Here is a 21,713-nt window from a genome sequence, read left to right on the forward strand (position 1 = left end):
TTCTGGTCGTAGACTATTCGGTTACGCGGGAGGGGCTCCCGGCGGCGGGCAGGGAGAGGACGGCGGCGAACGCGGCCCGCACGTGATCGGCCACCTCTCGGCTCGACTCCGCCGGGAGCTTGCCGTCCAGGTGCAGGAACGCCAGCCCGTGGGCCAGCGCCCAGCCCGCCGAGGACAGCGCGTCCGAGCCGCCGTCCGGGAAGACGCAGGCCATCGCGAGACGCAGGAGATCGTGGATCTCCTCCGCCGCCGCGACCCGCTCCTCACTGCCCGCGTCGCAGGCGGTGCTGAACATCAGGCGGAACAGGGCGGGGCGGCGCAGGGCGAACTCGACGTAGACGACCGCGAGTTCGGCGAGGTCGGCGCGTGATTCCGGGAGCTGGCGGCCCTGGGTCAGGTCGGCCTTCAGGTCGCGCAGACCGTGGGCGGCCAACGCGGATTCCAGGGTTTCGCGGTCGGCGAAGTGCCGGTAGGGGGCGGTCGGCGAGACGCCCAGCTCGCGGGCCAGGGCCCGCAGCGAGAACGGTTCACCGGCCTCGAGGCCGCGCATCGCCGCCGCCAGCAGCGAGGCACGCAGGTCGCCGTGATGGTAGCCACTCTTCACTGATGTTGACACTGCTTACACTCCCTCCTAGCCTCATGTTAGCAATGTAAACATACCGCGTTCAGGAGAAAGCTGATGACACCGGTCTTCGATCCGTTCACGCTACCCAACGGCGTCACGCTGCCGAACCGGCTGGTCAAGGCCGCGATGGAAGAGAACATGGCCGCCGCCGGGCAACTGCCCGACCACGCCCTGTTCGAGCTGTACCGGCGCTGGAGCCGCGGCGGCGTCGGGCTGATCATCACCGGCAACGTCATGGTGCACGCGGACGCCCTCACCGGGCCGGGCGGCGTGGTCCTCGACCAGGATTCGCCGCTGGAACCGTTCCGGCAGTGGGCCACCGCGGCCAAGAGCGGCGGGGCGCGGGTGTGGATGCAGATCAATCACCCGGGGCGGCAGGTGCGGGCGGATATGCCCGGCGTCGCGTGGGCCCCTTCCGCGGTCCGGGTCGATACCGGCAAGACCAGCAAGATGTTCGCCGAGCCGGTCGCGATGAGCGCGGCGCAGATCACGGAAACGGTGCGGCGATTCGCCGAAACCGCCCGCCGCGCAGCCGAAGCCGGGTTCGACGGCGTCGAAATCCATGCCGCGCACGGCTACCTGCTGTCGCAGTTCCTCTCGCCGTTGGCCAACCGGCGCACCGATCAGTGGGGCGGCAGCCTGCAGAACCGGGCCCGGCTGCTCCTCGACATCGTGCGCGCGGTCCGGGCCACGGACGCTCCCGAGTTCGCCGTCGCCGTCAAACTCAACTCCGCCGACTTCCAGCGCGGCGGATTCGACGCCGACGACGCGGCCGCAGTGATCGCCATGCTCGCTCCCCTCGGCGTCGACGTCGTCGAACTCTCCGGCGGCAGCTACGAGGCGCCCGCCATGACCGGCCAGGCCGGCGACGACCGCACCCGAGCCCGCGAGGCCTACTTCCTCACCCTCGCCGCCGAACTCGCCACCACCAGCCCACTCCCCCTCATGCTGACCGGCGGCATCGTCCGGCGACGAGTGGCCGAGGAAGTCCTGGCGGGCGGCGTCGACCTGGTCGGCATGGGCACCGCCCTCGCCGTCGACCCCGACCTCCCCACCACCTGGCGCCACGAACCCGAAGCCGCCGTCGAACTCACCCCCGTCCGCATGAAGAACAAAGCCATAGCCTCCGCCGCCTCCATGGCCCGTGTCCGCCAGCAACTCCGCCGCCTCGGCGCAGGCCGCCCCACCCGCCCCACCCTCAACCCCACCCTCGCCCTCCTCCAGGAAACCGCCCTCCAACGCCGAGCCCTCCGCCGCTACCGCACCTGGCTCACCACCCGTGCCGCCCTGGCGAATTCGGCGCACTGACCCGCGCCAACGCGGCCATCCGGCGACCCGCACGGCACCGAATCCTCGTATGACAGTGGCCATCGGGGGGGTTCATGACGAGCGGCGAGCGACGCGTTGGATCGGGGCCGGGCCTCGGTAGCATGGCCGATATGCCGACCCCGCCCGTCGAGCGACCCGACCTTCCACAGTTCATGACGTGGGAGGAACTCGAGAAGCTGCCCGATGAGATCGCCGGGCAGATCGAGTTGTGGGAGGGCCGCGTGGTGTGGGTCCGCAGGGGCCCGGCCGAGCATCAGGACTATTCGGTGGAACTGCGCAATGCGCTGCGACGATGCGCCCGGGAATCCATGGCGGCACAGCCTCAGCACTGCTGGCGGGCCTCGACCGAGACGAACATCTTCTTCGGCGCGACCGGGAAGTCCGATTTCGTCACGCCGGATTTCCTCGTCTATCGGTGCCCCGAGCAGGACTACCAGGACATCCGCGCGACCGCCGTGCTCATTGCCGGTGAGGTGCTGTCACCGTCGTCGAACACAGACCGCGACATCGAGGCGAAGAAAGCGCGATACGCGGGAGCGGGCATCCCCTGGTACTGGGAAGTGATCCTCGGCCGAGACCCGCGGCGGATCTCCACCATTCGCGTGTACGGCCTCGAGACCGGGCACGCGAGCCTGCCGGAAGGGGTTTATTCGCCGCGGCCCGCCAACTACATCGTCGCGGGCGAGTGGAATTCCGGCGCGTCGGCTGTCATCGCCTTCGACCACCCATTCCCCATCCACATCGCTTGGGACGACATCGAATTCTGATCCGGTGGGGCCATGCCGTTCATGTCGGCTGAGCCCTCGGCCATGACGCGCAGGACCAGGATGGCGGCGACCAGGGCGATCAGGAGGCCGAGGATCGCGCCCAGCAGTACCCAGGCCGCGTCTCCGAGTTTGCGCCGCATCGGGCCCCCTTCAGGGATTCGGGATCGAACCTGACGCTATCGGGAGTGCATAGAGCGGGGCGGGCGTTCGTGGCGATCTTATTCCGTTGCCCGCCTTGGGGTTTGCGTCGACAATGGGGCCCACTGTCGACCGGGGGAGGACGTTCGTGAATCTGGATTTCGGTGTGCACCCGCTGTTTTCGTGGTACGTCGTACTACTACTGGTGAGCGGGATCGTCCTGTGGATCCTGGTGATCCCGCCGCGGCTGGACTGGTGGTGGCGGCTGGCCAACGCGGCCTGCGGCAGCCTGTGCGCCGGATATGGAGTGTATCTCGCATTCTTCTACCACTCCGGGACCTACCTGGTGATTCTCCAATTGTTCCTGCTGCCCGCCATGCTGGTGGTCATCTCGGTGTCGGCACTGCGCGGGGACACGACGCGCGGGCAGGGGTGACACAAAAGTGGCGCATCACCGGGAGGTGATGCGCCACTCGAGTTGGTTGGGTCAGCCGCGGATCTTCGCCGCCACCGTCGCGACGGCGGAGTCGGCGGGGAGTTCCTCGGCGGTGCCGGCGAAGCGGTCGCGGAGTTCGATCTTGCCTTCGGCCCAGCCTCGGCCGACCACGACGATGTAGGGCATGCCGAGGAGTTCGGCGTCCTTGAACTTCACGCCGGGAGACGCGGTGCGGTCGTCGAGGAGGACCTCGAAGCCGAGGGAATCCAGTTCGGCGGCAACCTGTTCGGCGCCCGCGCGGGCGGCGTCGTCCTTGTTGGCGATGACGACGTGGACGTCGAACGGGGCGACCTCGCGGGGCCAGCGCAGGCCCTTGTCATCGTGCTTCTGCTCGGCGAGCACCGCGACCATGCGGGAGACGCCGACACCGTAGGAGCCCATGGTGAGGCGGACCGGCTTGCCGTTCTCGCCCAGGACGTCCACCTGGAAGGCGTCGGTGTACTTCTGGCCCAGCTGGAAGATGTGGCCGATCTCGATGCCGCGGGCGGCCTCGAGCACGCCGCGGCCGTCGGGCGACGGGTCGCCGTCACGAACCTCGGCGGCCTCGATGGTGCCGTCGGTGGTGAAGTCACGACCGGCGACCAGGCCGACATAATGCTTGCCGGGCTCGTCGGCGCCGGTGATCCAGCTGGTTCCGGACACCACGCGGGGGTCGACCAGGTAGCGGATGCCGTTGTCGAGCAGGGCCTTCGGGCCGATGTAGCCCTTCACCAGGAACGGGTTGGCCTTGAAGTCGGCCTCGTCGAGCAGTTCGACGGCGGCGGGCTCGACCGACGCCTCGAGACGCTTCTCGTCGACCTCACGGTCACCGGGGACGCCGATGCCGAGCAGCTCGGTCTTGCCGTCGGGGTAGACCAGCTTGACCATGACGTTCTTGAGGGTGTCGGCGGCGGTGACCTCGCGGCCCAGCACCTTGTCGATGCCCGCGCCGTTGGCCCAGTCCACCAGGGTGGCGATGGTCGGGGTGTCGGGGGTGTCGTGGACGACCGCGCCGGCCTGGCCCTCGATGGCGATCGCGGGCGGCGCGGCGGTGACCACGGCCTCCACGTTCGCGGCGTACCCGGACTCGCGGCAGATGACGTAGGTGTCCTCACCGACCGGGCTGTCGGCCAGGAACTCCTCCGACGCCGAACCGCCCATGGCGCCGGAGGTGGCGGCCACGATCACGTACTTCACGCCGAGGCGGTCGAAGATCTTCTGGTAGGCCTCGCGGTGGGCGCTATAGCTGTTCTTCAGCCCGTCCTCGTCGAGGTCGAAGGAGTACGAGTCCTTCATGACGAACTCGCGGCCACGCAGGATGCCCGCGCGCGGACGGCCTTCGTCGCGGTACTTGGTCTGGATCTGGTACAGCGTGACCGGCAGATCCTTGTACGAGTTGTACTCACCCTTCACGGTGAGCGCGAACAGCTCCTCGTGGGTGGGGCCGAGCAGGTAGTCCTGACCCTTGCGGTCCTTGAGCCGGAACAGGCCGTCGCCGTACTCGGTCCAGCGGTTGGTGGTCTCGTACGGCTCGCGCGGCAGCAGAGCCGGCAGCGAGATCTCCTGCGCGCCGATGGCGTTCATCTCCGCCCGGACCACGTCCTCGACCTTGCGCAGCGTGCGCAGGCCGAGCGGCAGCCACGAGTAGACGCCGGGCGCGATGCGACGCACGTATCCGGCACGCACCAGCAGCTTGTGGCTGGGCACCTCGGCGTCGGCGGGATCGTCGCGCAGGGTGCGCAGGAACAGGTGGGAGAGGCGGGTGATCACGGATGAACACAGTAGCCGCTGCTAGCGAACAGTTCCCAAGGCATTACCGTGTTGGCTCGTGCTGGTGCTGCTGCCTCCCTCAGAAACCAAGTCCGACGGTGGTTCGGGCGGTCCCCTGGACCTGGATTCCCTCGCGATGCCGCAGCTCACGGCGGTGCGCGACAAACTGGTCACCGAGGTGATCGGATTGGCCGCCGACGCCGACGCCTCCCGGGCCGCGCTCGGGCTCGGCAAGGGGGCTGACGCGGAGATCGCCCGCAATGCCGCCCTGCGCACCTCCGCCACCCGCCCGGCCCTGGACCGGTACACCGGCGTCCTCTACGACGCGCTGGACGCCGCGGGCTTCACGAAGGCGCAGCGCGCCAAGGCCGAAGCCCGCCTCGGCATCGGCTCGGCACTGTTCGGCGTGGTGCGGGCGGGCGACCCGATCCCCGCCTACCGGCTCTCGGGCGGCTCCAAACTGCCGGGACTGCCGACGCTGCCATCGCTGTGGAAGCCGGTGCTGCCGGGGGCGTTGCGCGCCGAGGCGGCCGGACAGCTGGTCGTGGACCTGCGCTCGGGCACCTACCAGAACCTGGGCCGCATCCCCGGCGCGGTCACCGCGACCGTCCTCACCGAACGCCCCGACGGCTCCCGAACCGTCGTGAGCCACTTCAACAAACACCACAAGGGCCTGCTGGCCCGCGCCCTGGTGCTGACCCGCACCGAGCCGTCCACCATCGACGCCCTGGCCAAGGTCGCCGAGAAGGCCGGGCTGCGCACCGAGATCGCGTCCCCGACCGAGCTGCTCATCATCACCAACTGATCCGGGCCTCGATAGAGTGGCCGGGTGGAACCCAACGAGCTCTCCCCCGAGGTCCTCGAACTCGCGAGCAAGATCTTCGACCTCGCCCGCACCGGCGACGCCGCCACCCTGGCCGCCTACCTCGACGCCGGCGTCCCGGTGAACCTCACCAACGACAATGGCGACACCCTGCTCATGCTCGCCGCCTACTATTCCCACCCCGACGCGGTCACCGCCCTCCTCGACCGCGAAGCCGACCCCAACTTCGGCAACGACAAGGGCCAAACCCCGCTCTCCGGAGCCGTTTTCAAGGGCTCCGACGAGATCGTGAACGCCCTCCTCGCCGCCGGAGCCGACCCGGACGCGGGCAGCCCGTCCGCCCGCGACGCCGCCGAAATGTTCGGCCAGACCAAGTACCTGAAGCTGTTCGACGCCTGAGTTCGACGCCCCGAGCCCACCGGATCGACACCACATCCCCACAGTTTCGACGGGGTGATCCCGGCACGCCCTGCCGATAATGTCGATCCGGTGATACGAAGCGGCAGAACTGATTTCGAACAATCCGCCGAACCACCCGAGGCCGACGACACGGCCGATACACCCTCGAGGATCGGCGACGTCCTGGCGGTAGCACTCGGCATGCTGATCGGCCTGCTCGTCTTCCTGGCCCTGCTCGCCGCGTTCTTCTACGAGATGAGCAAGGCCTTCGGTGATGAGAACGCCGCCGGCATCACCGAAACAATCGTGGACCTGCGAAGCGGCTGAGCTGGATCCACCCGGCCAAGATCCACCAACCGATCTCTCGACGCCGGTTGAGCCCGATGCCGACGGGGGTGTGCGACGAGCCGGATGTCCGGGTTCTGCGGAGCGCCGATGAATTCGGGTGGGTGATGGCGTCCACAGAGGGGAATGTGAGCCGAGCTGGGAGGTATTCCGAGTGTCGAAGACGTCTTCTCGTGACGAGTTGTGGGCGATGGTGCGGGCCGAGCGTGGAGCGCTGGCCGAGGAACTCGCGGGGTTGAGTTCCGCGCAGTGGGGTGAGCGGTCACTGTGTGGGGAATGGACGGTCGAGGAGGTTGTCGCGCACCTCACGGCGGGGGCCAGTACGGGGCGATTGCGGTGGATGGTCAGTGTGGTGCGGAATCGGTTCGACTTCGGTCGGCACAATGATCGGCAGTTGGCCGGGCATCTCGGGAGCACGCCGGAGGAGACGCTGGAGCGGTTTCGGGCGGTCGTGGACAGTACGGTCGCGCCGTCGGGGCATACGGCGGCGTGGCTCGGGGAGGTGGTTGTCCATGGGCAGGACATTCGGCGGCCGTTGGGGCTGACGCGGGAACCGTCGATCGAGGCGGTGAGCGAGGTGGCTCGATTCTTCGCGAGCCGGGACTTCACCGTCGCGGGGCGCAGCGCGATCGAGGGGCTGCGGTTGGAGGCCAGTGACGGGCCGTTCGCCGTGGGCGACGGTCCGGTGGTCGGTGGGACGACGATCGCGTTGATCATGGCCATGGCGGGGCGGTCGGTCTATTGCGACGATCTCGCCGGGCCCGGGGTGGACGTACTGCGCGGTCGGATCTGAATCGAGTCCAATGCCGGTTCGGCGGTTACGCATTGGGGGCGGTCCGGGCGATTCAAAATTCGTGCTGGGAATCGTTCGGGGGACCGCCGAACGGCGGACCGTGCCGGCGGGGCCCTCGTGCTCGACTTCACCGGGGCACCGAATCCGGATGCCCCGCAATGGAATGTCCCGCCCGTGACGCCCGGCACCTGCGGACCCGTCGCGGCCGACTTCGAGCAGTGGAACATCCTGCGCAAACTGGCCGCGACGGCGGGGTGGAGCCTGTGACCTACTGCGCGGAGTGACCGGGCAGCACGCAGACCGCGTCCAGGCCGAGCACGTGGTTGAGGCGGCCGAAGGCCAGCCAGGAGCCCAGGCACATGGACAGTTCCACGATCTCGGCGTCGGTGTAGTGCTTCTTCATGCGCTCGAAGAACTCGTCGTCGAGCGAGTGGTGGTCGAGGGTGTAGACCTCGGCGTATTCGGCGGCCATGCGGACGCGGTCGTCGAAGTTCTCGGTGGTGCGCCAGTTGGTGACGTCGTCGGCGAAGGACTCCTCGACCTTCTCGCCATCGCGATCGGTGCGCCAGTCCAGGCAGAACAGGCAGCCGTTGATCTGCGCGATGCGCAGCCGCGCGGCCTCGAACTCGCGCAGGCCCAGGGTGCTGTGCGAGTACACGGCGAGGGAGAAGTTGGAGGCCGCCACACCGATGCCGGGGACCATCTCGCCCCAGACGTAGCCGATGGGGTCCTTGCCCTCGGGAATGTCGATGATCATGCGGGATTCCTTCCGAGAGTGCCGAACGGCAGGGGCACATCGAGTGCGTCGTACAAACCGGGTTCCGCGGTGGCCAGCCACGGGAGCGCGTTGACCAATCTGCCCACCGCGGTGGCGTTTCCGCCCGCGGAGTGATTGCCGTCCTCATCGGTGGCCTGCACGGTGATCTCGATGCGGGGACGGCCCTCGATGATGACGCGGTGCGCGCCCGCGCCGCTGGGCGGCTGCGGCCAGTCCGGGGCGCAACTGGCGTGGATGCGGGTGACGTGCTCGATGACGATGCGCGGGCTGCCGTCGACGATGCCCTGCACCTCGAAGCGCACCGCGCCCTGGGTGCCGGCGTCGAACTTGCCCATCAGCTCGGTCTCCACGGTGTCCACGAGGGGGCGGCGCTCCACCACCTCGCGAATGTCGGTGAGCGCCACGCCGAGTCCGCGCGCGATGAGCCGAATCTGCCCGCCCCACACCATGGTCGGGATGGTCGGGGCCAGCATCGGCGGCTGATAGTCCATGGGCTGCCCCATGCCGACCAGGTAGCGCACCGAATCGGGCTGGTCGTAGGTGGTGTAGTCGAAGATCTCCTGGCAGCGCAGCACGTCCACGGTGCTGCCCAGGCCGCTCATCAGCAGCGGCAGGATGTCGTTGCCCCAGCCCGGGTCGATGCCCGAGACGAACAGCGTGCCACCGCCTTCCGCGGCGGCCGCGCTGACCCGGTCGCGCAGTTCGGCGGGGGCGCTGCGGTGGTCGTAGAGCGCGTACAGGGCGGGGGTGACCACGACGGCCCCGGCGCGCAGCGCGCGTTCGATATCGGCGACGGCGTCGTCGGGGCGGATATCACCGGAGGCGGCGTACACCACGGCCCGCGGGCCCGCGGCCAGCGCGGCGTCGATGTCGTCGACGGCCGCGACCCCCAGTTCGACGTCCAATCCGGCGAGCGCGCCGGCGTCGCGGCCGACCTTGTCCGGATTGTGGACCAGAACGCCGGTCAGCTCCAGTTCAGGATGCGCCGCGACGGCCCGGATGGCCGCACGGCCGACATTGCCCGTGCCCCAGACCAGGGTGGAAATCATGTCCGAAACGTAGCAAACGCTTGGTAGGTTGGTGTCCGATTCGGCTACATTGCGGTATGGATATCGCAGCACTCGAATCGATTCGCGCACTCAAGTACCGCTACCTCCGCACCCTCGACCTCAAGCAGTGGGACGAGTTCGCGGACACGCTGTGCGCCGACATCGTCGGCTCCTACGGTTCGCCCTCGGGCGGGCTGCCCGCGCAGTTCACCAGCCGCGACCAGATCGTCGACTACATGCGGGGCGCGCTCAGCGGCAACATCATCACCGTGCACGTCGCCAACCACCCAGAGATCACCGTGGACGGCGACACCGCCTCGGGCAGCTGGTGCCTGGAGGACACGGTCATCGCCGCCGACTACGGCCTGCTGATCCGCGGCGCGGCCTACTACCACGACACCTACCGTCGGGAGGACGGCGTGTGGCGCATCGCCAGCACCGGCTACCAGCGCATCTACGAGTCCAAGATGTCGACCGCCGAGCTGCCGGGCTACGCGCTCACCGCCAACCGCTGGGCTCCGGCCGAAGAGTCGCGCTGACACCACCGACCGACGCGGAGTTCCGCTGTCACACCGGCGGTTTCCGCCGTCGACGGCAGGCGTCAACCCAGCGTGATCGCGTCCAATCGGGTGCGCAGGAACTCGGCCGAGACCACCGGCGCCAGGCCCGCGACGCGGCCGATGGGCGGATCCAAGGGCGTCACCCGGGCGTCGTGGTCGAGTTCGTAGAAGTAGATCAGTGAGACCAGGTCCTCCTCGGGCGCGGCGGCCTGGGGCGGCAGCACGCGGTGACGCCCCGCGGGCCAGCGGTGGCCGCTCCAATACGCCAGCAGGTCACCGATGTTCACGGTGAGGGCCTCGGGGTCGTAGGGCGCGTCGGCCCAGCCGCCGTCGTCGGTGTACACCTGCAGGCCGCCCGCGCCGGGTTCGCGGTCCAGGACGGTGACGGTGCCGAAGTCGGTGTGCGGCCCGATGCGGAACTGTCCGGGTTCGGGCGGGCCGATCGCGGTCAGCGGCGGGTAGTGATTGATGTTGCAGGTCCAGGTGGGCCGAGCGGCCAGGCTCTCGAAGGGGTTGCGCGACAGACCGAGTGCCGCCGCGAACAGCGCCAGCAGCTCGTCGGAGAGCACGCGCACGGCGGCGGTGTAGGCGAGCAGCGGCTCCCGCAGTTCACCCACTTCACCGGGCCACACATTGTCGAGGAACCAGACCCGGTCCACGCGCGGGTCGCCGGTCCGGGTGTCCGCGCCGACGGCGAAGGTCTCCTTCAGATCCGGCGGTGTCGCGGTGCCCTCGGAGTACCCATTGGCCTCGAGGCCCGGACCGATCCACCCGCGGCCGCCGACCGACACCGCGTAGCGCTGCTTCACGGCCGGCGGCAGTGCGAAGAAGCGGCGGGCGGCGGCGCGCACGTCGCCCGGAAGTCCTTGCGGCACACCGTGTCCGCGCACCAGCAGGAATCCGGCGCGACGCAGGCCCGCGTCCACCTCGCGCAGCACCCGCGCCGCGGACTCGCCGCCCGCGCGCCAGCGGTCCAGATCGACGGTCGCGATGGGGGTCATCGCGGCACCCCGATGTCCTCGTTCCAGAGTTCGGGGCGTTCGGCGATGAACCGGGTCATCATGTCGACGCAGGCCGGGTCGTCGAGCACGGTGACCTCCACCCCGTGCTCGGCGAGCCAGTCGTGGCCGCCGGTGAAGGTCCGCGACTCCCCCACGATGACCGCGCCGATGCCGAACTGCCGGACCAGGCCGCTGCAGTACCAGCACGGGGACAGCGTGGTGACCATGATGGTGTCGCGGTAGTCGCGACGGCGACCGGCATGGCGGAAGGCGTCGGTCTCGGCGTGCACGCTCGGGTCGTCGTGCTGGACGCGGCGGTTGCGGCCGCGGCCGAGCAGCGTCCCGGTACTGTCGAAAAGGGCGGCCCCGATGGGGATTCCGCCCTCCCGCAGGCCGAGTTGCGCCTCTTCGTAGGCGGTGGCCAGCAGATCCCGCGCAGTGATCATGCCGACCATGCTGCCACCGCCCATGCCTCGAAGCCGGGTATCCGCGCTCAGCGCTCGTGCGATTCCTCGAGCACCGTCCGGCCCAGCAGCGCGTACCGTGCCGGGTCGGTGCGGCGCAGACGGGCGGCGTAGCCGAGACCCGCGAGGGCGACGGCGGCGACCAGGTACGGCGTCGCCTTCAGAATCATCGACCCGGCCTCGGTTCCGGCGGCGGTATCCATATTGAGGACCAGCAGCAGCACCACGCCGAGCATGGCCACGCCGCCGATCAGCGGGGCCACCAACGTGCGGAACCAGTGGCGGCTCTCGGGATGGTTGGCGCGGAAATAGGCGATCACCGCGAACGAGCAGGTGGCCTGGACGATCAGGATCGCCATGGTGCCCAGCACCGCGAGCAGGGTGTACAGGCCCGCGTACGGATCCTTGCCCGCGAGGCCGAACGCCAGCACCAGCAGCGCCGCCACGGCGGTCTGCACCAGGCCCGCGATATGCGGCGAACCGTGCCCGGGATGAGCCGTGCCGATGGTGCGCTGGAGCACCGGCACCACGCCTTCGCGGCCGAGCGCGAACAGGTAGCGGGCGGCGCAGTTGTGGAAGGCCATGCCGCAGGCCAGCGAACCGGTGACCATCAGCCACTGCATGACCTCGACCGCCCAGTGCCCGACATAGCGTTCGGTGGGCCCGAAGAACACATTCATCGGATTGTCGGAGGAGGCCAGTTCCAGAGCCTTGTCGCCGCCGCTGCCCGAGATGGCCATCCAGGACACGAACAGGTAGAAGACGCCGACGCCGAGTACCGCGATCATGGTGGCGCGCGGGATGATTCGCTTCGGATCCTTGGATTCCTCGCCGTACATGGCGGTCGACTCGAATCCGACCCACGACCAGAACGCGAAGAACAGTCCCAGGCCCGCCGACGGCCCGTGGAAGGCGTTGGCGGGGTTGATGGGCGCCAGTGACAGGCCGTCGGGGCCGCCGCCGTGCAGCAGCACCGACACGGCCATGACGAACAGCACCGTGACCTCGGTGGCCAGCAGGACCACCAGCAGTCGTTCGGCCAACGCGACGCCGAACCAGGTGCCCACCGCGTTGATCGCCAGCATGAGGATCGCGAAAACCCACCAGGGCACGTCTTTTCCGAGCTGATCGAGCACCGTGTTGTGGGCGAAGCTGGAGAAGATGCCGATCAGCGACGGCTCGAACACCATGTAGGCGAAGGCCGCCAGCAGCCCGGCCGCCAGCCCCGCGCTGCGCCCCAGCCCGAAGGAGATGAATCCGTAGAAGGCGCCGGTGGCGGTGATGTGCTTGGCCATGGTGGTGAATCCCACGGTGAACACCGCGAGCACCGCCATGGCGATCAGAAAGGCCGCGGGCGTGCCGATTCCGCTGCCCGACGACATCATGAACGGCACGTTGCCGGTCATGGCGGTGATGGGCGCGGCGGTCGCGACGGCCATGAACACCACGCCGAGCAGGCCCACCACATTGGGTTTGAGCCGCGACACGGCGGGTTCGGGTTCGCCGGATTCTCCCGAAATCGCTACCGGTGTACTCGGTTCCATGGTGCAACTCCTCTATCTCTGGTCGATGACCTGCGAGGAATTGTGCGGACGGGAATGTTGCACGGATATGAAACGGAGTTACTACAACCGACCAATGGTGTGACTCAGATCACGACTCTTACAGTCGGATTGAAAGACCGTCCAGCCCTTTACAAATCGTCAGGCGGATACCGCACACCGACTTGACTTCAGTTTGCTGTATTCAGCCGATACAAGTGGGCCCATGGACAACGCCTTCGCCCGCGGCCTGTGGCGGGTGCTGGAACCGATGCACGCCGTCACCTACTTCGCCGCGGACTGCATCGCCGCCAACAAAGCCGTTGGCCTGCGCGGCTTCTGGATGGGCTACTTCGCCGCCCGCTCGGCCCACGTTCGGCACGGCCGGCCCCGCACCGACACCCTCGCCATGACCGCCTACCGCGTGGTTCCCGGCATCGTCGAGACCCTCGCGGTGCTGACGCCCGCCGCCCGCGCCGTGGCCCGCGGCGGCGAGATCCCCTACCCGAATCCGATGGGCGCCGACCCGGCCCGAGCCGGGCTCACCGGGCATCGCCCGCGGTGGCCAGGTCGCGGATCAGCAGCGCGGCGTGCAGGGAGGTCCGGGTCTCGCCATTGTCCAGATCGACGTCGAGGATGCGCTCGATCCGCGACAGCCGGTCATAGAGGGTGGGCCGGCTGATATTGAGCCGCTTCGCGAGTTCGGTCTTGTTGCCCGCCAGGTCCAGGAACTGGCGCAGGGTGCGGGTCAGGTCGGTGGCATTGCGGATGTCGTGGCGCAGCAGGGCGCTCAGTTCGGTCTCGGCGAACCGCTGGACCCCGGGCTCGTCCCGGATGAGCGAGAGCAGGCCGCGCAGCCGGACGTCGCCGCTGCGATAGAACGGGCGCGGAGTCGAAGCGTCCAGGGAGAGCGCCACTTCCGCGACATGCGCGGCCTGGGCCAGTTCGCGCGCGGTGTCGAGCAGCGAATCCGATTCACCGCCGACGCCGATCACCGCGCGTCCCACGCCGGGCACCCGGCGAACCTCGGCGAGCATGGCCACGCAGATCGCGGTGAGCGCGGAATCGACGTCACCGCCGCGCGGCACGCCCAGCACGAAGGTGACCCGGTTGCCGTGATCGGGCGCGGCCAGCGCGGTCGCCTTGGCCAGCGCCACCCCGTGCAGCGCCGCGTCCAGCAAGGCGGCCGTACGCCGTTGCTGCGCGACCGGATCCGACTCGGCGGCGGCGGCGACCTCCAACGCCAGGGGCACGTAGCGGACCCGGCGGGCCAGCCCCAGCGCGGCGGCCAGCGCGACCGCGTCGCGTTCGTCGGTGAGGCGGCCGTTGACCATGTCGTCGATGAGCCCGGTCTGCGCCTGCCGGTGCAGACCGAAACGATCGCGCTCGATCATGCGGTGCAGGGTGAGGGTCTGGGCCGCGCGTTCGAGCACCATGCGGGCACGGGCGCTGGTCACGCGGTTCGAACGCAGGATGAGCCGGCCCCAGCGCTGCGTATGCGGGCCCACCGGAACCACATTCGGATCGATGTCCGACAGCAGCCGGGAGGTGGCCTCCCAGCGGTCGAGCAGCGCCGAGGTGCCGGTGTGGCGCGCGGTCAGCGCCAGCACCCGGTGCGCCAGATCCTCGAGCACGACCGAGGCGTCCAGCATCCCGGCGGCGGTCTTCACGATCTCGGCCAGCGACGCCCGCCGCACGCTGAGCGCGGTGAAGGTCTCGTGCACGGTGCGCGCGAACTCCAGCTCCTCGTACTGGTCGGCCACGATCACCCGGTGCACCGCCTCGGTGATCTCCACGAACCGCACCACCCGGCGCAGCGCCACCACCGGCAGACCCAGCCGGTTCGCGGTCCGCGCCACCACGGGCGTGAACTCCCGCACCGAGGTGCCCAATTCCACCACCAGCCCCGACACCCCCGCCGCGGCCAGGGATTCCAGATAGGCCACGGTCTCGGCGTCGCTACCGGTCAGCGCCTGCCCGGTGGTGAGAATGAGTTCCCGGCCGACCAGCAGCTTCGCGACATCGGCCAGCTCGCTGACGTGCACCCACCGCACCGGCCGATCCAGCGGGCCGCCGCCCGCGACCTCCGGCAGCCCGGCGCGCACGACCGGCATGGCCAGCACGTCAGCAACAGAGAGGAGCACCGACGAATCGTAATACGAAGACGGAAAATGGATACACAATGTCGGGAATCAATCAGCCGGTAATGACGCAGAGTAGGGACGGACGAACCCCGGCCCGACCGGTGGAATCACGGAATCGAGGAGATATGCAGACCATCGCACACTGGCTCGACGGCAAGCCCTTCACCGGTTCCGCCGAGACGACCGCGCCCGTCACCAATCCCGCCACCGGCGCGGTGACCGCACGGGTCGCCCTGGCGTCCGCGGCCGACGTACGCACGGTGATCGACGCCGCCGTCGCCGCCTTCCCCGCCTGGCGCGACGCCTCCCTGGCCAAACGCACCCAGGTGCTGTTCCGGTTCCGCGAACTGCTCAACGAGCGCAAGGAGGAGCTGGCCGCGATCATCACCGCCGAACACGGCAAGGTGCTCGCCGACGCCCTCGGCGAGGTGTCGCGTGGTCTGGAGATCGTCGAATTCGCCTGCGGCATACCGCATCTGCTCAAGGGCGGCTACACCGAGAACGCCTCCACCAAGGTCGACATCTTCTCGGTGCGCCAGCCGCTGGGCCCGGTGGCGATCATCTCGCCGTTCAATTTCCCGGCCATGGTGCCCATGTGGTTCTTCCCGGTCGCCATCGGGGCCGGGAACACCGTGGTGCTCAAGCCGAGCGAGAAGGATCCCTCGGCCTCGTTGTGGATGGCCGAACTCTGGCAGGAGGCCGGGCTGCCCGGCGGGGTGTTCAACGTGGTCCAGGGCGACAAGGTCGCCGTCGACGAACTGCTGGCCAACCCCGCGATCAAGGCGGTGTCGTTCGTCGGCTCCACCCCCATCGCCCGCTATGTCTACGAGCACGGCACCGCCGCGGGCAAACGGGTGCAGGCGCTCGGCGGCGCCAAGAACCACATGGTGGTGCTGCCCGACGCCGACCTGGACCTGGCGGCCGACGCGGCGGTCAACGCGGGCTTCGGGTCGGCCGGGGAACGATGCATGGCCATCAGCGCGCTGGTCGCGGTCGGCGATATCGCCGACGACCTGGTGGCACGAATCACCAAGCGCGCCGAGACCATTCGCACCGGCGACGGCACCCGCGGCACCGACATGGGCCCGCTGGTCACCGCCGCGCACCGCGACAAGGTGGCGGCCTACGTCGCAGCGGGCGAATCCTCCGGCGCGACAGTGGTTCTCGACGGACGCACGGTGTCCCCGCAGGGCGGCGCCGACGGATTCTGGCTGGGCCCCACCATTCTCGACCACGTCACCCCCGAGATGAGCGTCTACACCGACGAGATCTTCGGACCGGTGCTGTCGGTGGTCCGGGTGGACAGCTACGACGAGGCGCTGGCCCTGATCAACGCCAACCCCTACGGCAACGGCACCGCCCTGTTCACCAATGACGGCGGCGCGGCGCGCCGGTTCCACAACGAGGTCGAGGTCGGCATGGTCGGCATCAATGTCCCCATCCCGGTCCCCATGGCCTACTACAGTTTCGGAGGCTGGAAGAACTCCCTGTTCGGCGATTCGCACGCGCACGGCGCCGACGGCGTGCACTTCTTCACCCGCACCAAGGCCGTCACCACCCGCTGGCTCGACCCCAGCCACGGCGGCCTGAATCTCGGCTTCCCCCAGAACCACTGACGGCTGACACGATCGAAGGACCTGCGATGACCCTGCCCCATGGCCTGACCCCCGAGGCGGCGCGCGAACGGGCCGCCCGCGCCTACGAACTGGATCGCAAGCACGTCTTCCATTCCTGGTCCGCGCAGAAGTCGTTGAACCCCATGGTGATCACCGCCGCCCAGGGCTGCTACGTGTGGGACGGCGAGGGCAACCGGCTGCTCGACTTCTCCTCGCAGATGGTGAACACCAATATCGGACACCAGCATCCGAAGGTGGTGGCCGCCATCCAGGAACAGGCGGCCACGCTGTGCACCATCGGCCCGGCCTACGTCAACGACGCGCGCTCGGAGGCGGCGCGGCTCATCGCCGAACGCACCCCCGGGGAGCTGAACCGGATCTTCTTCACCAACGGCGGCGCGGACGCCGTCGAACACGCGGTGCGCATGGCGCGCCTGCACACCGGGCGGTACAAGGTGCTCGCGCGCTACCGCTCCTATCACGGCGGCACCGAGACCGCGATCAACCTCACCGGGGACCCGCGCCGCTGGCCCAACGATCACGGCAACGCCGGCGTCGTGCACTTCTTCGGGCCGTTCCTGTACCGCTCACAGTTCCACGCCGGCACCGAGGCCGAGGAGTGCGAACGCGCGCTGCGGCATCTCGAGCAGACCATCGAACTCGAGGGGCCGGGCACCATCGCGGCCGTCATTCTCGAATCGGTGCCCGGCACCGCCGGAATCATGGTTCCGCCGCCGGGTTACCTGGCGGGCGTGCGGGAACTGTGCGACCGCTACGGCATCGTGTTCATCGCCGACGAGGTGATGGCGGGCTTCGGCCGCACCGGACGCTGGTTCGCCATCGACCATTTCGACGTGGTGCCCGACCTGATCACCTTCGCCAAGGGCGTCAACTCCGGGTACGTGCCGCTGGGCGGAGTCGCCATCGCGCCGCACATCGCCGCCACCTTCGACGACCGGCCGTATCCGGGCGGGCTCACCTACTCCGGGCATCCGCTGGCCACGGCCGCGGCCGTCGCGACCATCACCGCGATGACCGAGGAGCGCATCGTGGAGAACGCCGCCGACATGGGTGAGCGAGTCCTCGGACCGGGACTGCGCGAACTGGCCGAACGGCACCCGAGCGTCGGCGAGGTCCGCGGCCTGGGCGTGTTCTGGGCCATCGAACTCGTCCGCGATCGCGCCACCCGCGAGCCCCTCGCACCCTACGGCGGCACCAGCCCGGCCATGACCGAGGCCGTCGCCGCCGCCCGGGCCGCCGGACTGCTGCTGTTCGTGAACTTCAACCGGCTGCACGTGGTCCCGCCCTGCATCATCGGCGAGCCCGAGGCCAAGGAGGGACTCGCGATTCTCGACCAGGCACTGACCGTCGCCGACGGCCATACTGTGTGACCCCCATCCGCGGATTCGATTCTTCAGGAGCGCAGTGAATCAGCAGGACCTGCAATTCATCGGCGGCGCACGGCGATCCGGGTCCGGAGCGCCGCTGTCGATCACCGCGCCGGCCACCGGCGCGGTGATCGCGACGGGTGCGGGCGCGAACGTCGCGGACGCCGCGGCGGCGGTGGCGGCGGCCCGGGACGCCTTCGGGGACTGGGCCGCTCGCACGCCCGGCGCGCGATCGGATCTCATGCACGAGTGGGCGCGGGTGCTGCGGGAACGCGCCGGGGAACTCGCCGCCGTCGAAAGCGTCAACGCGGGCAAGCCGATTCGCCTGGCGAGCGAGTTCGACGTGCCCGGCACCATCGACAACACCGCGTTCTTCGCCGGGGCCGCCCGGCAGCTGGAGGGCAAGGCGGCCGCGGAGTACTCCGGCGATCACACCTCCTCGATCCGGCGCGAACCGCTGGGTGTCATCGGGTCCATCGCGCCGTGGAACTATCCGCTGCAGATGGCGGCCTGGAAGATCCTGCCCGCCGTCGCCGCCGGGAACACGGTGGTGCTCAAGCCGTCCGAGCTGACCCCGTTGTCGACTCTGCTGTTCGCGGAGGCGGGCACGGCGGCGGGCCTGCCGCCCGGGGTGATCAATGTCCTCACCGGCACCGGCGGCGCGGCCGGGCAGCCGCTGGTGGAGCATCCCGCGGTGGCGATGGTGTCGTTCACCGGCTCCACCGCCGTCGGCCGGCGGGTGGCGGCCGCCGCCGCGGGCGCGGTCAAACGGGTGCATCTCGAACTCGGCGGCAAGGCGCCCTTCGTCGTGTTCGACGACGCCGACCCCGAGGCCGCCGCGCGCGGCGCGGTGGCGGGCGCGCTCATCAATGCCGGACAGGACTGCACCGCGGCCACCCGCGCCTACGTGCAGCGGCCCTTGTTCGAGGAATTCGTGGGCCGGGTCGCCGAGCTCATGGACCGGGTCACCCTCGGTCCCGTCGAGGACCCCGGCACCGATATGGGACCGCTCATTTCCCGCGCACACCGCGAGAAGGTGCACGGCATGGTCGAGCGGGCCCGCGAATCCGGCGCGAAAGTCGTTCGGGGCGGCCGAATCCCAGCGCGGACGCCCGCCGGGGGCGCGTATTACGAGCCGACCCTGATCACCGGCGCGGCCCAGGATTCCGAGATCGTGCAACGGGAGATCTTCGGCCCGGTCCTGGTGGTATTGCCGTTCGACACCGATGACGAGGCCATCGCGCTGGCCAATGACACCGACTACGGCCTGGCGGCCTCGGCCTGGTCGCGCGACGTGTTCCGCACCCAGCGGGCGAGCCGGGAAATCCGGGCCGGCTGCGTGTGGATCAACGACCATATTCCGATCGTCAGCGAAATGCCGCACGGCGGGTACAAATCTTCCGGATTCGGAAAGGACATGTCCGCCTACGCATTCGAGGAGTACACGAATATCAAGCACGTCATGTCCGATATCACCGGGGCCGCCCGCAAACCCTGGCACGACGTGGTTTTCCAGGCCGAATAACTCTCCACGAGGTCGCGGAAAGGCTTCGATCAGGATTTTCTCCGCATTCCTGAGCTATCCTCGAGGCATCAAGAGGAGGCGGAAATGGACCTGCCGATGATGCCGACCCAGGTGTTGCGGTCCACCCTGCGCATGCCCCGCCGCTCCGAGGATCGCGCCGCCACCAGCTGACTCTCCCGCAAGCCGCCGACTGGTCCCGTCCGGGACCATCGGTGGCCTTTCACGTACCCCGATGCGTGCCGCGCGGTAGGAGAGAAGGAGTTGATCGGCCATGTCGGCCAAGGAGAGCAAACCGTGGGCGTCGGCGCTGGCGGATGCGGCGCCGACGCCGTACTGGACCGACCGGCCCGAACGGCCGACCCCCACCGATCCCCTCACCACCGCCGTCGACGGGGGGCTGGCCGTCATCGGCGGCGGCTACAGCGGGTTGTGGACGGCACTGCTGGCCAAGGAACGCGATCCGGAAACCGATGTGGTGCTGGTGGAGTCGGGGCTGTGCGGACACGCGGCTTCCGGGCGCAACGGCGGCTTCTGCTCCGCCAGCCTCACCCACGGCCTGGCCAACGGGCTCGAACGCTTCCCCGACGAGATCGGGCAGCTGGAACGACTGGGACGCGCCAACCTCGACGACATCGAGAAAGCCCTCGTCCAGTACGGCATCGACTGCGACTTCGAACGCACCGGGGAACTCGAAGTCGCCACCGCGCCACACGAACTCGCGTGGCTGCGCGAGAGCCACGACGCCGCCGAGGCGCTCGGCCACCGCACCCAGCTCCTCGACGCCGGACAGGTCCGGGGCATGGTGCACTCCCCCACCTATCTCGGCGGATGGTGGGACCGCGACGGCGTCGCCATGCTCGATCCCGCGCGGCTGGCGTGGGGATTACGGCGCGCCTGCCTGGAATCGGGGGTGCGAATCTTCGAAGGCACTCCCGTGCAACGCCTGTCGAAATCATGCGGCGGACTGACCCTGCACACACCGCACGGCGAGGTGCGCGCCCCACGGGTCGCCCTGTGCACCAGCGCATTCGCGGGACCGCTGCCCAAGGTGACCCGGCACGTGGTGCCGGTCTACGACTACGCGCTGATGACCGAGCCGCTCACCGCCGACCAGCTCGACAGCATCGGCTGGGGCACCCGCACCGGCGTCGGCGACGCCTCCTACCGCTTCCACTACTACCGACTGACCAGCGACAACCGCATCCTGTTCGGCGGCTACGACGCGATCTACCACTTCGGCAACCGCATCGCGCCCGGACTGGAGTACAACGAGGCCACCTTCGAGACGCTGGCCCGGCACTTCTTCCAGACCTTTCCGCAGCTCGAGCGGGTGCGGTTCACCCATCGCTGGGGCGGGGTCATCGACACCTGCGGCCGGTTCTGCGCCTTCTTCGGCTCGGCCCACAAGGGCCGGTTGGTGTACGCGGCCGGGTACACCGGGCTCGGCGTCGGCGCGACCCGCTTCGGCGCGGAGGTCATGCTCGATCAGTTGTGGGGCCTCGACACCGAACGCACCCGGCTGCGGATGGTGCGTTCGCGGCCGTTGCCGCTGCCGCCGGAACCGTTGCGCTCCGCGGGAATTCACCTCACCCGCTGGTCCCTGGCCCGCGCGGACGCGCGGCAGGGGCGGCGCAATCTGTGGCTGAAGACCCTCGACTACACGGGGCTGGGGTTCGACAGTTAGCCGGCGGTGGCGCCCGGGCGGATGCCCAGGCGAGTCGACAGCAGTTCCAGGGCCGCGAGCACGTCGGCGAGGGCGGCCGGATCGGCGTCGCCCAGGGCCGCGGCGACGGTGTCGTCGACGCTGGTCGCCCGGACCCGCGACACCCGCTCGGACAACTCGCGGGCGGGCTCGAGCAGTGAGCGGCGGCGGTCGTGCGGATCGGTCCGGGCCACCAGTGAACCCGTCTCCCGCAGCCGGGCCACCGCACCCGAGACCGCGCTCTGCGGGAGCCCGGTGCGGGCGGTCACCTCGCTGATGGTGGTGCCCGGGTGTTCGAGCACGTCACCGATGACGACCAGGACCGCCCGGCTTCCCGTGCGCTCGCCCGCGCCGGGCAGGGCCTGCTCCCCCATCTTCATCAGGGCGCGACCCAGCAGGAACAGCTCGACTCCATTCATACGGCGACGATACATCAATTCAGATACATCACTCTTGATACATCAGAAAGGATGGATTATGG

21 protein-coding genes are annotated in these 21,713 nt (G+C 69.3%); 12 read left to right on the forward strand and 9 right to left on the reverse strand.

What is annotated here, in order from left to right; all coding sequences use genetic code 11:
- Positions 1-13 precede the first annotated feature (13 nt).
- Entirely contained in the window at positions 14-616 is a 603-nt protein-coding gene (locus ABZ412_RS16080; protein WP_357281369.1) for a TetR/AcrR family transcriptional regulator, read from the reverse strand.
- Between the two features lie 63 nt (positions 617-679).
- Here ABZ412_RS16080 and ABZ412_RS16085 point away from each other — a divergent pair, with 63 nt between their 5' ends.
- The 3 genes from ABZ412_RS16085 to ABZ412_RS16095 all read left to right on the forward strand — a co-directional run bounded on the left by ABZ412_RS16085 (position 680) and on the right by ABZ412_RS16095 (position 3,295).
- Complete coding sequence (locus tag ABZ412_RS16085; protein WP_357281372.1) at positions 680-1,933, forward strand: NADH:flavin oxidoreductase/NADH oxidase family protein; 1,254 nt, start codon at positions 680-682, stop codon at positions 1,931-1,933.
- A gap of 131 nt (positions 1,934-2,064) precedes the next feature.
- Complete coding sequence (locus ABZ412_RS16090) at positions 2,065-2,721, forward strand: Uma2 family endonuclease (RefSeq protein ID WP_357281374.1); 657 nt, start codon at positions 2,065-2,067, stop codon at positions 2,719-2,721.
- 286 nt (positions 2,722-3,007) lie between these two features.
- The gene (locus ABZ412_RS16095) at positions 3,008-3,295 is read left to right on the forward strand and encodes a hypothetical protein (protein ID WP_357281377.1); all 288 of its coding nucleotides are present in this window, start codon (positions 3,008-3,010) and stop codon (positions 3,293-3,295) included.
- Between the two features lie 51 nt (positions 3,296-3,346).
- On the opposite strand, the gene ABZ412_RS16100 is transcribed toward ABZ412_RS16095, so the two are convergent.
- Positions 3,347-5,104, reverse strand: a complete 1,758-nt coding sequence (locus ABZ412_RS16100; protein WP_357281380.1) for a proline--tRNA ligase — start codon at positions 5,102-5,104, stop codon at positions 3,347-3,349.
- A gap of 58 nt (positions 5,105-5,162) precedes the next feature.
- On the opposite strand from ABZ412_RS16100, the gene yaaA reads away from it, so the two are divergent.
- The 4 genes from yaaA to ABZ412_RS16120 all read left to right on the forward strand — a co-directional run bounded on the left by yaaA (position 5,163) and on the right by ABZ412_RS16120 (position 7,464).
- Positions 5,163-5,909, forward strand: a complete 747-nt coding sequence (gene yaaA, locus ABZ412_RS16105) for a peroxide stress protein YaaA (RefSeq protein ID WP_357281383.1) — start codon at positions 5,163-5,165, stop codon at positions 5,907-5,909.
- 24 nt (positions 5,910-5,933) lie between these two features.
- Entirely contained in the window at positions 5,934-6,326 is a 393-nt protein-coding gene (locus ABZ412_RS16110; RefSeq protein ID WP_357281385.1) for an ankyrin repeat domain-containing protein, read from the forward strand.
- A gap of 90 nt (positions 6,327-6,416) precedes the next feature.
- Positions 6,417-6,653 (forward strand): hypothetical protein, encoded by a 237-nt coding sequence (locus ABZ412_RS16115; protein ID WP_357281388.1) that lies wholly within the window; start codon positions 6,417-6,419, stop codon positions 6,651-6,653.
- Positions 6,654-6,825: 172 nt separating this feature from the next.
- On the forward strand, positions 6,826-7,464 hold the full coding sequence (locus tag ABZ412_RS16120; RefSeq protein WP_357281389.1) for a maleylpyruvate isomerase family mycothiol-dependent enzyme: 639 nt from the start codon (positions 6,826-6,828) through the stop codon (positions 7,462-7,464).
- Between the two features lie 268 nt (positions 7,465-7,732).
- On the opposite strand, the gene ABZ412_RS16125 is transcribed toward ABZ412_RS16120, so the two are convergent.
- Together ABZ412_RS16125 and ABZ412_RS16130 are read right to left on the reverse strand one after the other, a co-directional pair.
- Positions 7,733-8,221 carry a carboxymuconolactone decarboxylase family protein gene (locus tag ABZ412_RS16125; RefSeq protein ID WP_357281392.1) on the reverse strand — a complete coding sequence of 163 codons (489 nt, stop codon included), beginning with the start codon at positions 8,219-8,221 and terminating at the stop codon, positions 7,733-7,735.
- Positions 8,218-9,291, reverse strand: a complete 1,074-nt coding sequence (locus ABZ412_RS16130) for a dihydrodipicolinate reductase (RefSeq protein ID WP_357281394.1) — start codon at positions 9,289-9,291, stop codon at positions 8,218-8,220. Before ABZ412_RS16130 ends, ABZ412_RS16125 begins: the two co-directional genes overlap by 4 nt.
- 56 nt (positions 9,292-9,347) lie before the next feature.
- On the opposite strand from ABZ412_RS16130, the gene ABZ412_RS16135 reads away from it, so the two are divergent.
- Complete coding sequence (locus ABZ412_RS16135; protein ID WP_357281396.1) at positions 9,348-9,830, forward strand: nuclear transport factor 2 family protein; 483 nt, start codon at positions 9,348-9,350, stop codon at positions 9,828-9,830.
- A 62-nt stretch (positions 9,831-9,892) separates the two neighbouring features.
- Here the strand turns inward: ABZ412_RS16135 and ABZ412_RS16140 are convergent, their stop codons facing one another.
- From ABZ412_RS16140 to ABZ412_RS16155, 4 genes are all read right to left on the reverse strand, one after another.
- Positions 9,893-10,852, reverse strand: coding sequence for a 2-oxoglutarate and iron-dependent oxygenase domain-containing protein (locus ABZ412_RS16140; protein WP_357281399.1), 960 nt, complete (start codon positions 10,850-10,852; stop codon positions 9,893-9,895).
- A complete protein-coding gene (locus ABZ412_RS16145) occupies positions 10,849-11,280 on the reverse strand; it encodes a nucleoside deaminase (protein ID WP_357281640.1) in 432 nt (143 codons plus the stop codon). The genes ABZ412_RS16140 and ABZ412_RS16145 overlap by 4 nt, the downstream gene beginning before the upstream one ends.
- A gap of 65 nt (positions 11,281-11,345) precedes the next feature.
- Complete coding sequence (locus tag ABZ412_RS16150; RefSeq protein WP_357281401.1) at positions 11,346-12,860, reverse strand: APC family permease; 1,515 nt, start codon at positions 12,858-12,860, stop codon at positions 11,346-11,348.
- A 539-nt stretch (positions 12,861-13,399) separates the two neighbouring features.
- Positions 13,400-15,001 (reverse strand): PucR family transcriptional regulator, encoded by a 1,602-nt coding sequence (locus ABZ412_RS16155; protein ID WP_357281404.1) that lies wholly within the window; start codon positions 14,999-15,001, stop codon positions 13,400-13,402.
- A gap of 125 nt (positions 15,002-15,126) precedes the next feature.
- On the opposite strand from ABZ412_RS16155, the gene ABZ412_RS16160 reads away from it, so the two are divergent.
- The 4 genes from ABZ412_RS16160 (at position 15,127) to ABZ412_RS16175 (ending at position 21,214) form a co-directional block, all read left to right on the forward strand.
- A complete protein-coding gene (locus ABZ412_RS16160; RefSeq protein WP_357281407.1) occupies positions 15,127-16,617 on the forward strand; it encodes a CoA-acylating methylmalonate-semialdehyde dehydrogenase in 1,491 nt (496 codons plus the stop codon).
- Between the two features lie 26 nt (positions 16,618-16,643).
- Entirely contained in the window at positions 16,644-18,008 is a 1,365-nt protein-coding gene (locus ABZ412_RS16165; protein WP_357281410.1) for an aspartate aminotransferase family protein, read from the forward strand.
- Between the two features lie 49 nt (positions 18,009-18,057).
- Complete coding sequence (locus ABZ412_RS16170; RefSeq protein WP_357281641.1) at positions 18,058-19,530, forward strand: gamma-aminobutyraldehyde dehydrogenase; 1,473 nt, start codon at positions 18,058-18,060, stop codon at positions 19,528-19,530.
- 271 nt (positions 19,531-19,801) lie between these two features.
- Positions 19,802-21,214: an FAD-dependent oxidoreductase gene (locus ABZ412_RS16175; RefSeq protein ID WP_357281413.1), complete on the forward strand. Its 1,413-nt coding sequence runs from the start codon at positions 19,802-19,804 to the stop codon at positions 21,212-21,214.
- Here ABZ412_RS16175 and ABZ412_RS16180 read toward each other — a convergent pair.
- Positions 21,211-21,651 (reverse strand): helix-turn-helix domain-containing protein, encoded by a 441-nt coding sequence (locus ABZ412_RS16180; RefSeq protein ID WP_357281415.1) that lies wholly within the window; start codon positions 21,649-21,651, stop codon positions 21,211-21,213. The two genes, ABZ412_RS16175 and ABZ412_RS16180, sit on opposite strands and share 4 nt — an antisense overlap.
- Between the last annotated feature and the right edge of the window lie 62 nt (positions 21,652-21,713).

The sequence above is a fragment of the Nocardia sp. NPDC005746 genome, from assembly GCF_040630785.1.
In the GTDB taxonomy this organism is placed as follows: domain Bacteria; phylum Actinomycetota; class Actinomycetes; order Mycobacteriales; family Mycobacteriaceae; genus Nocardia.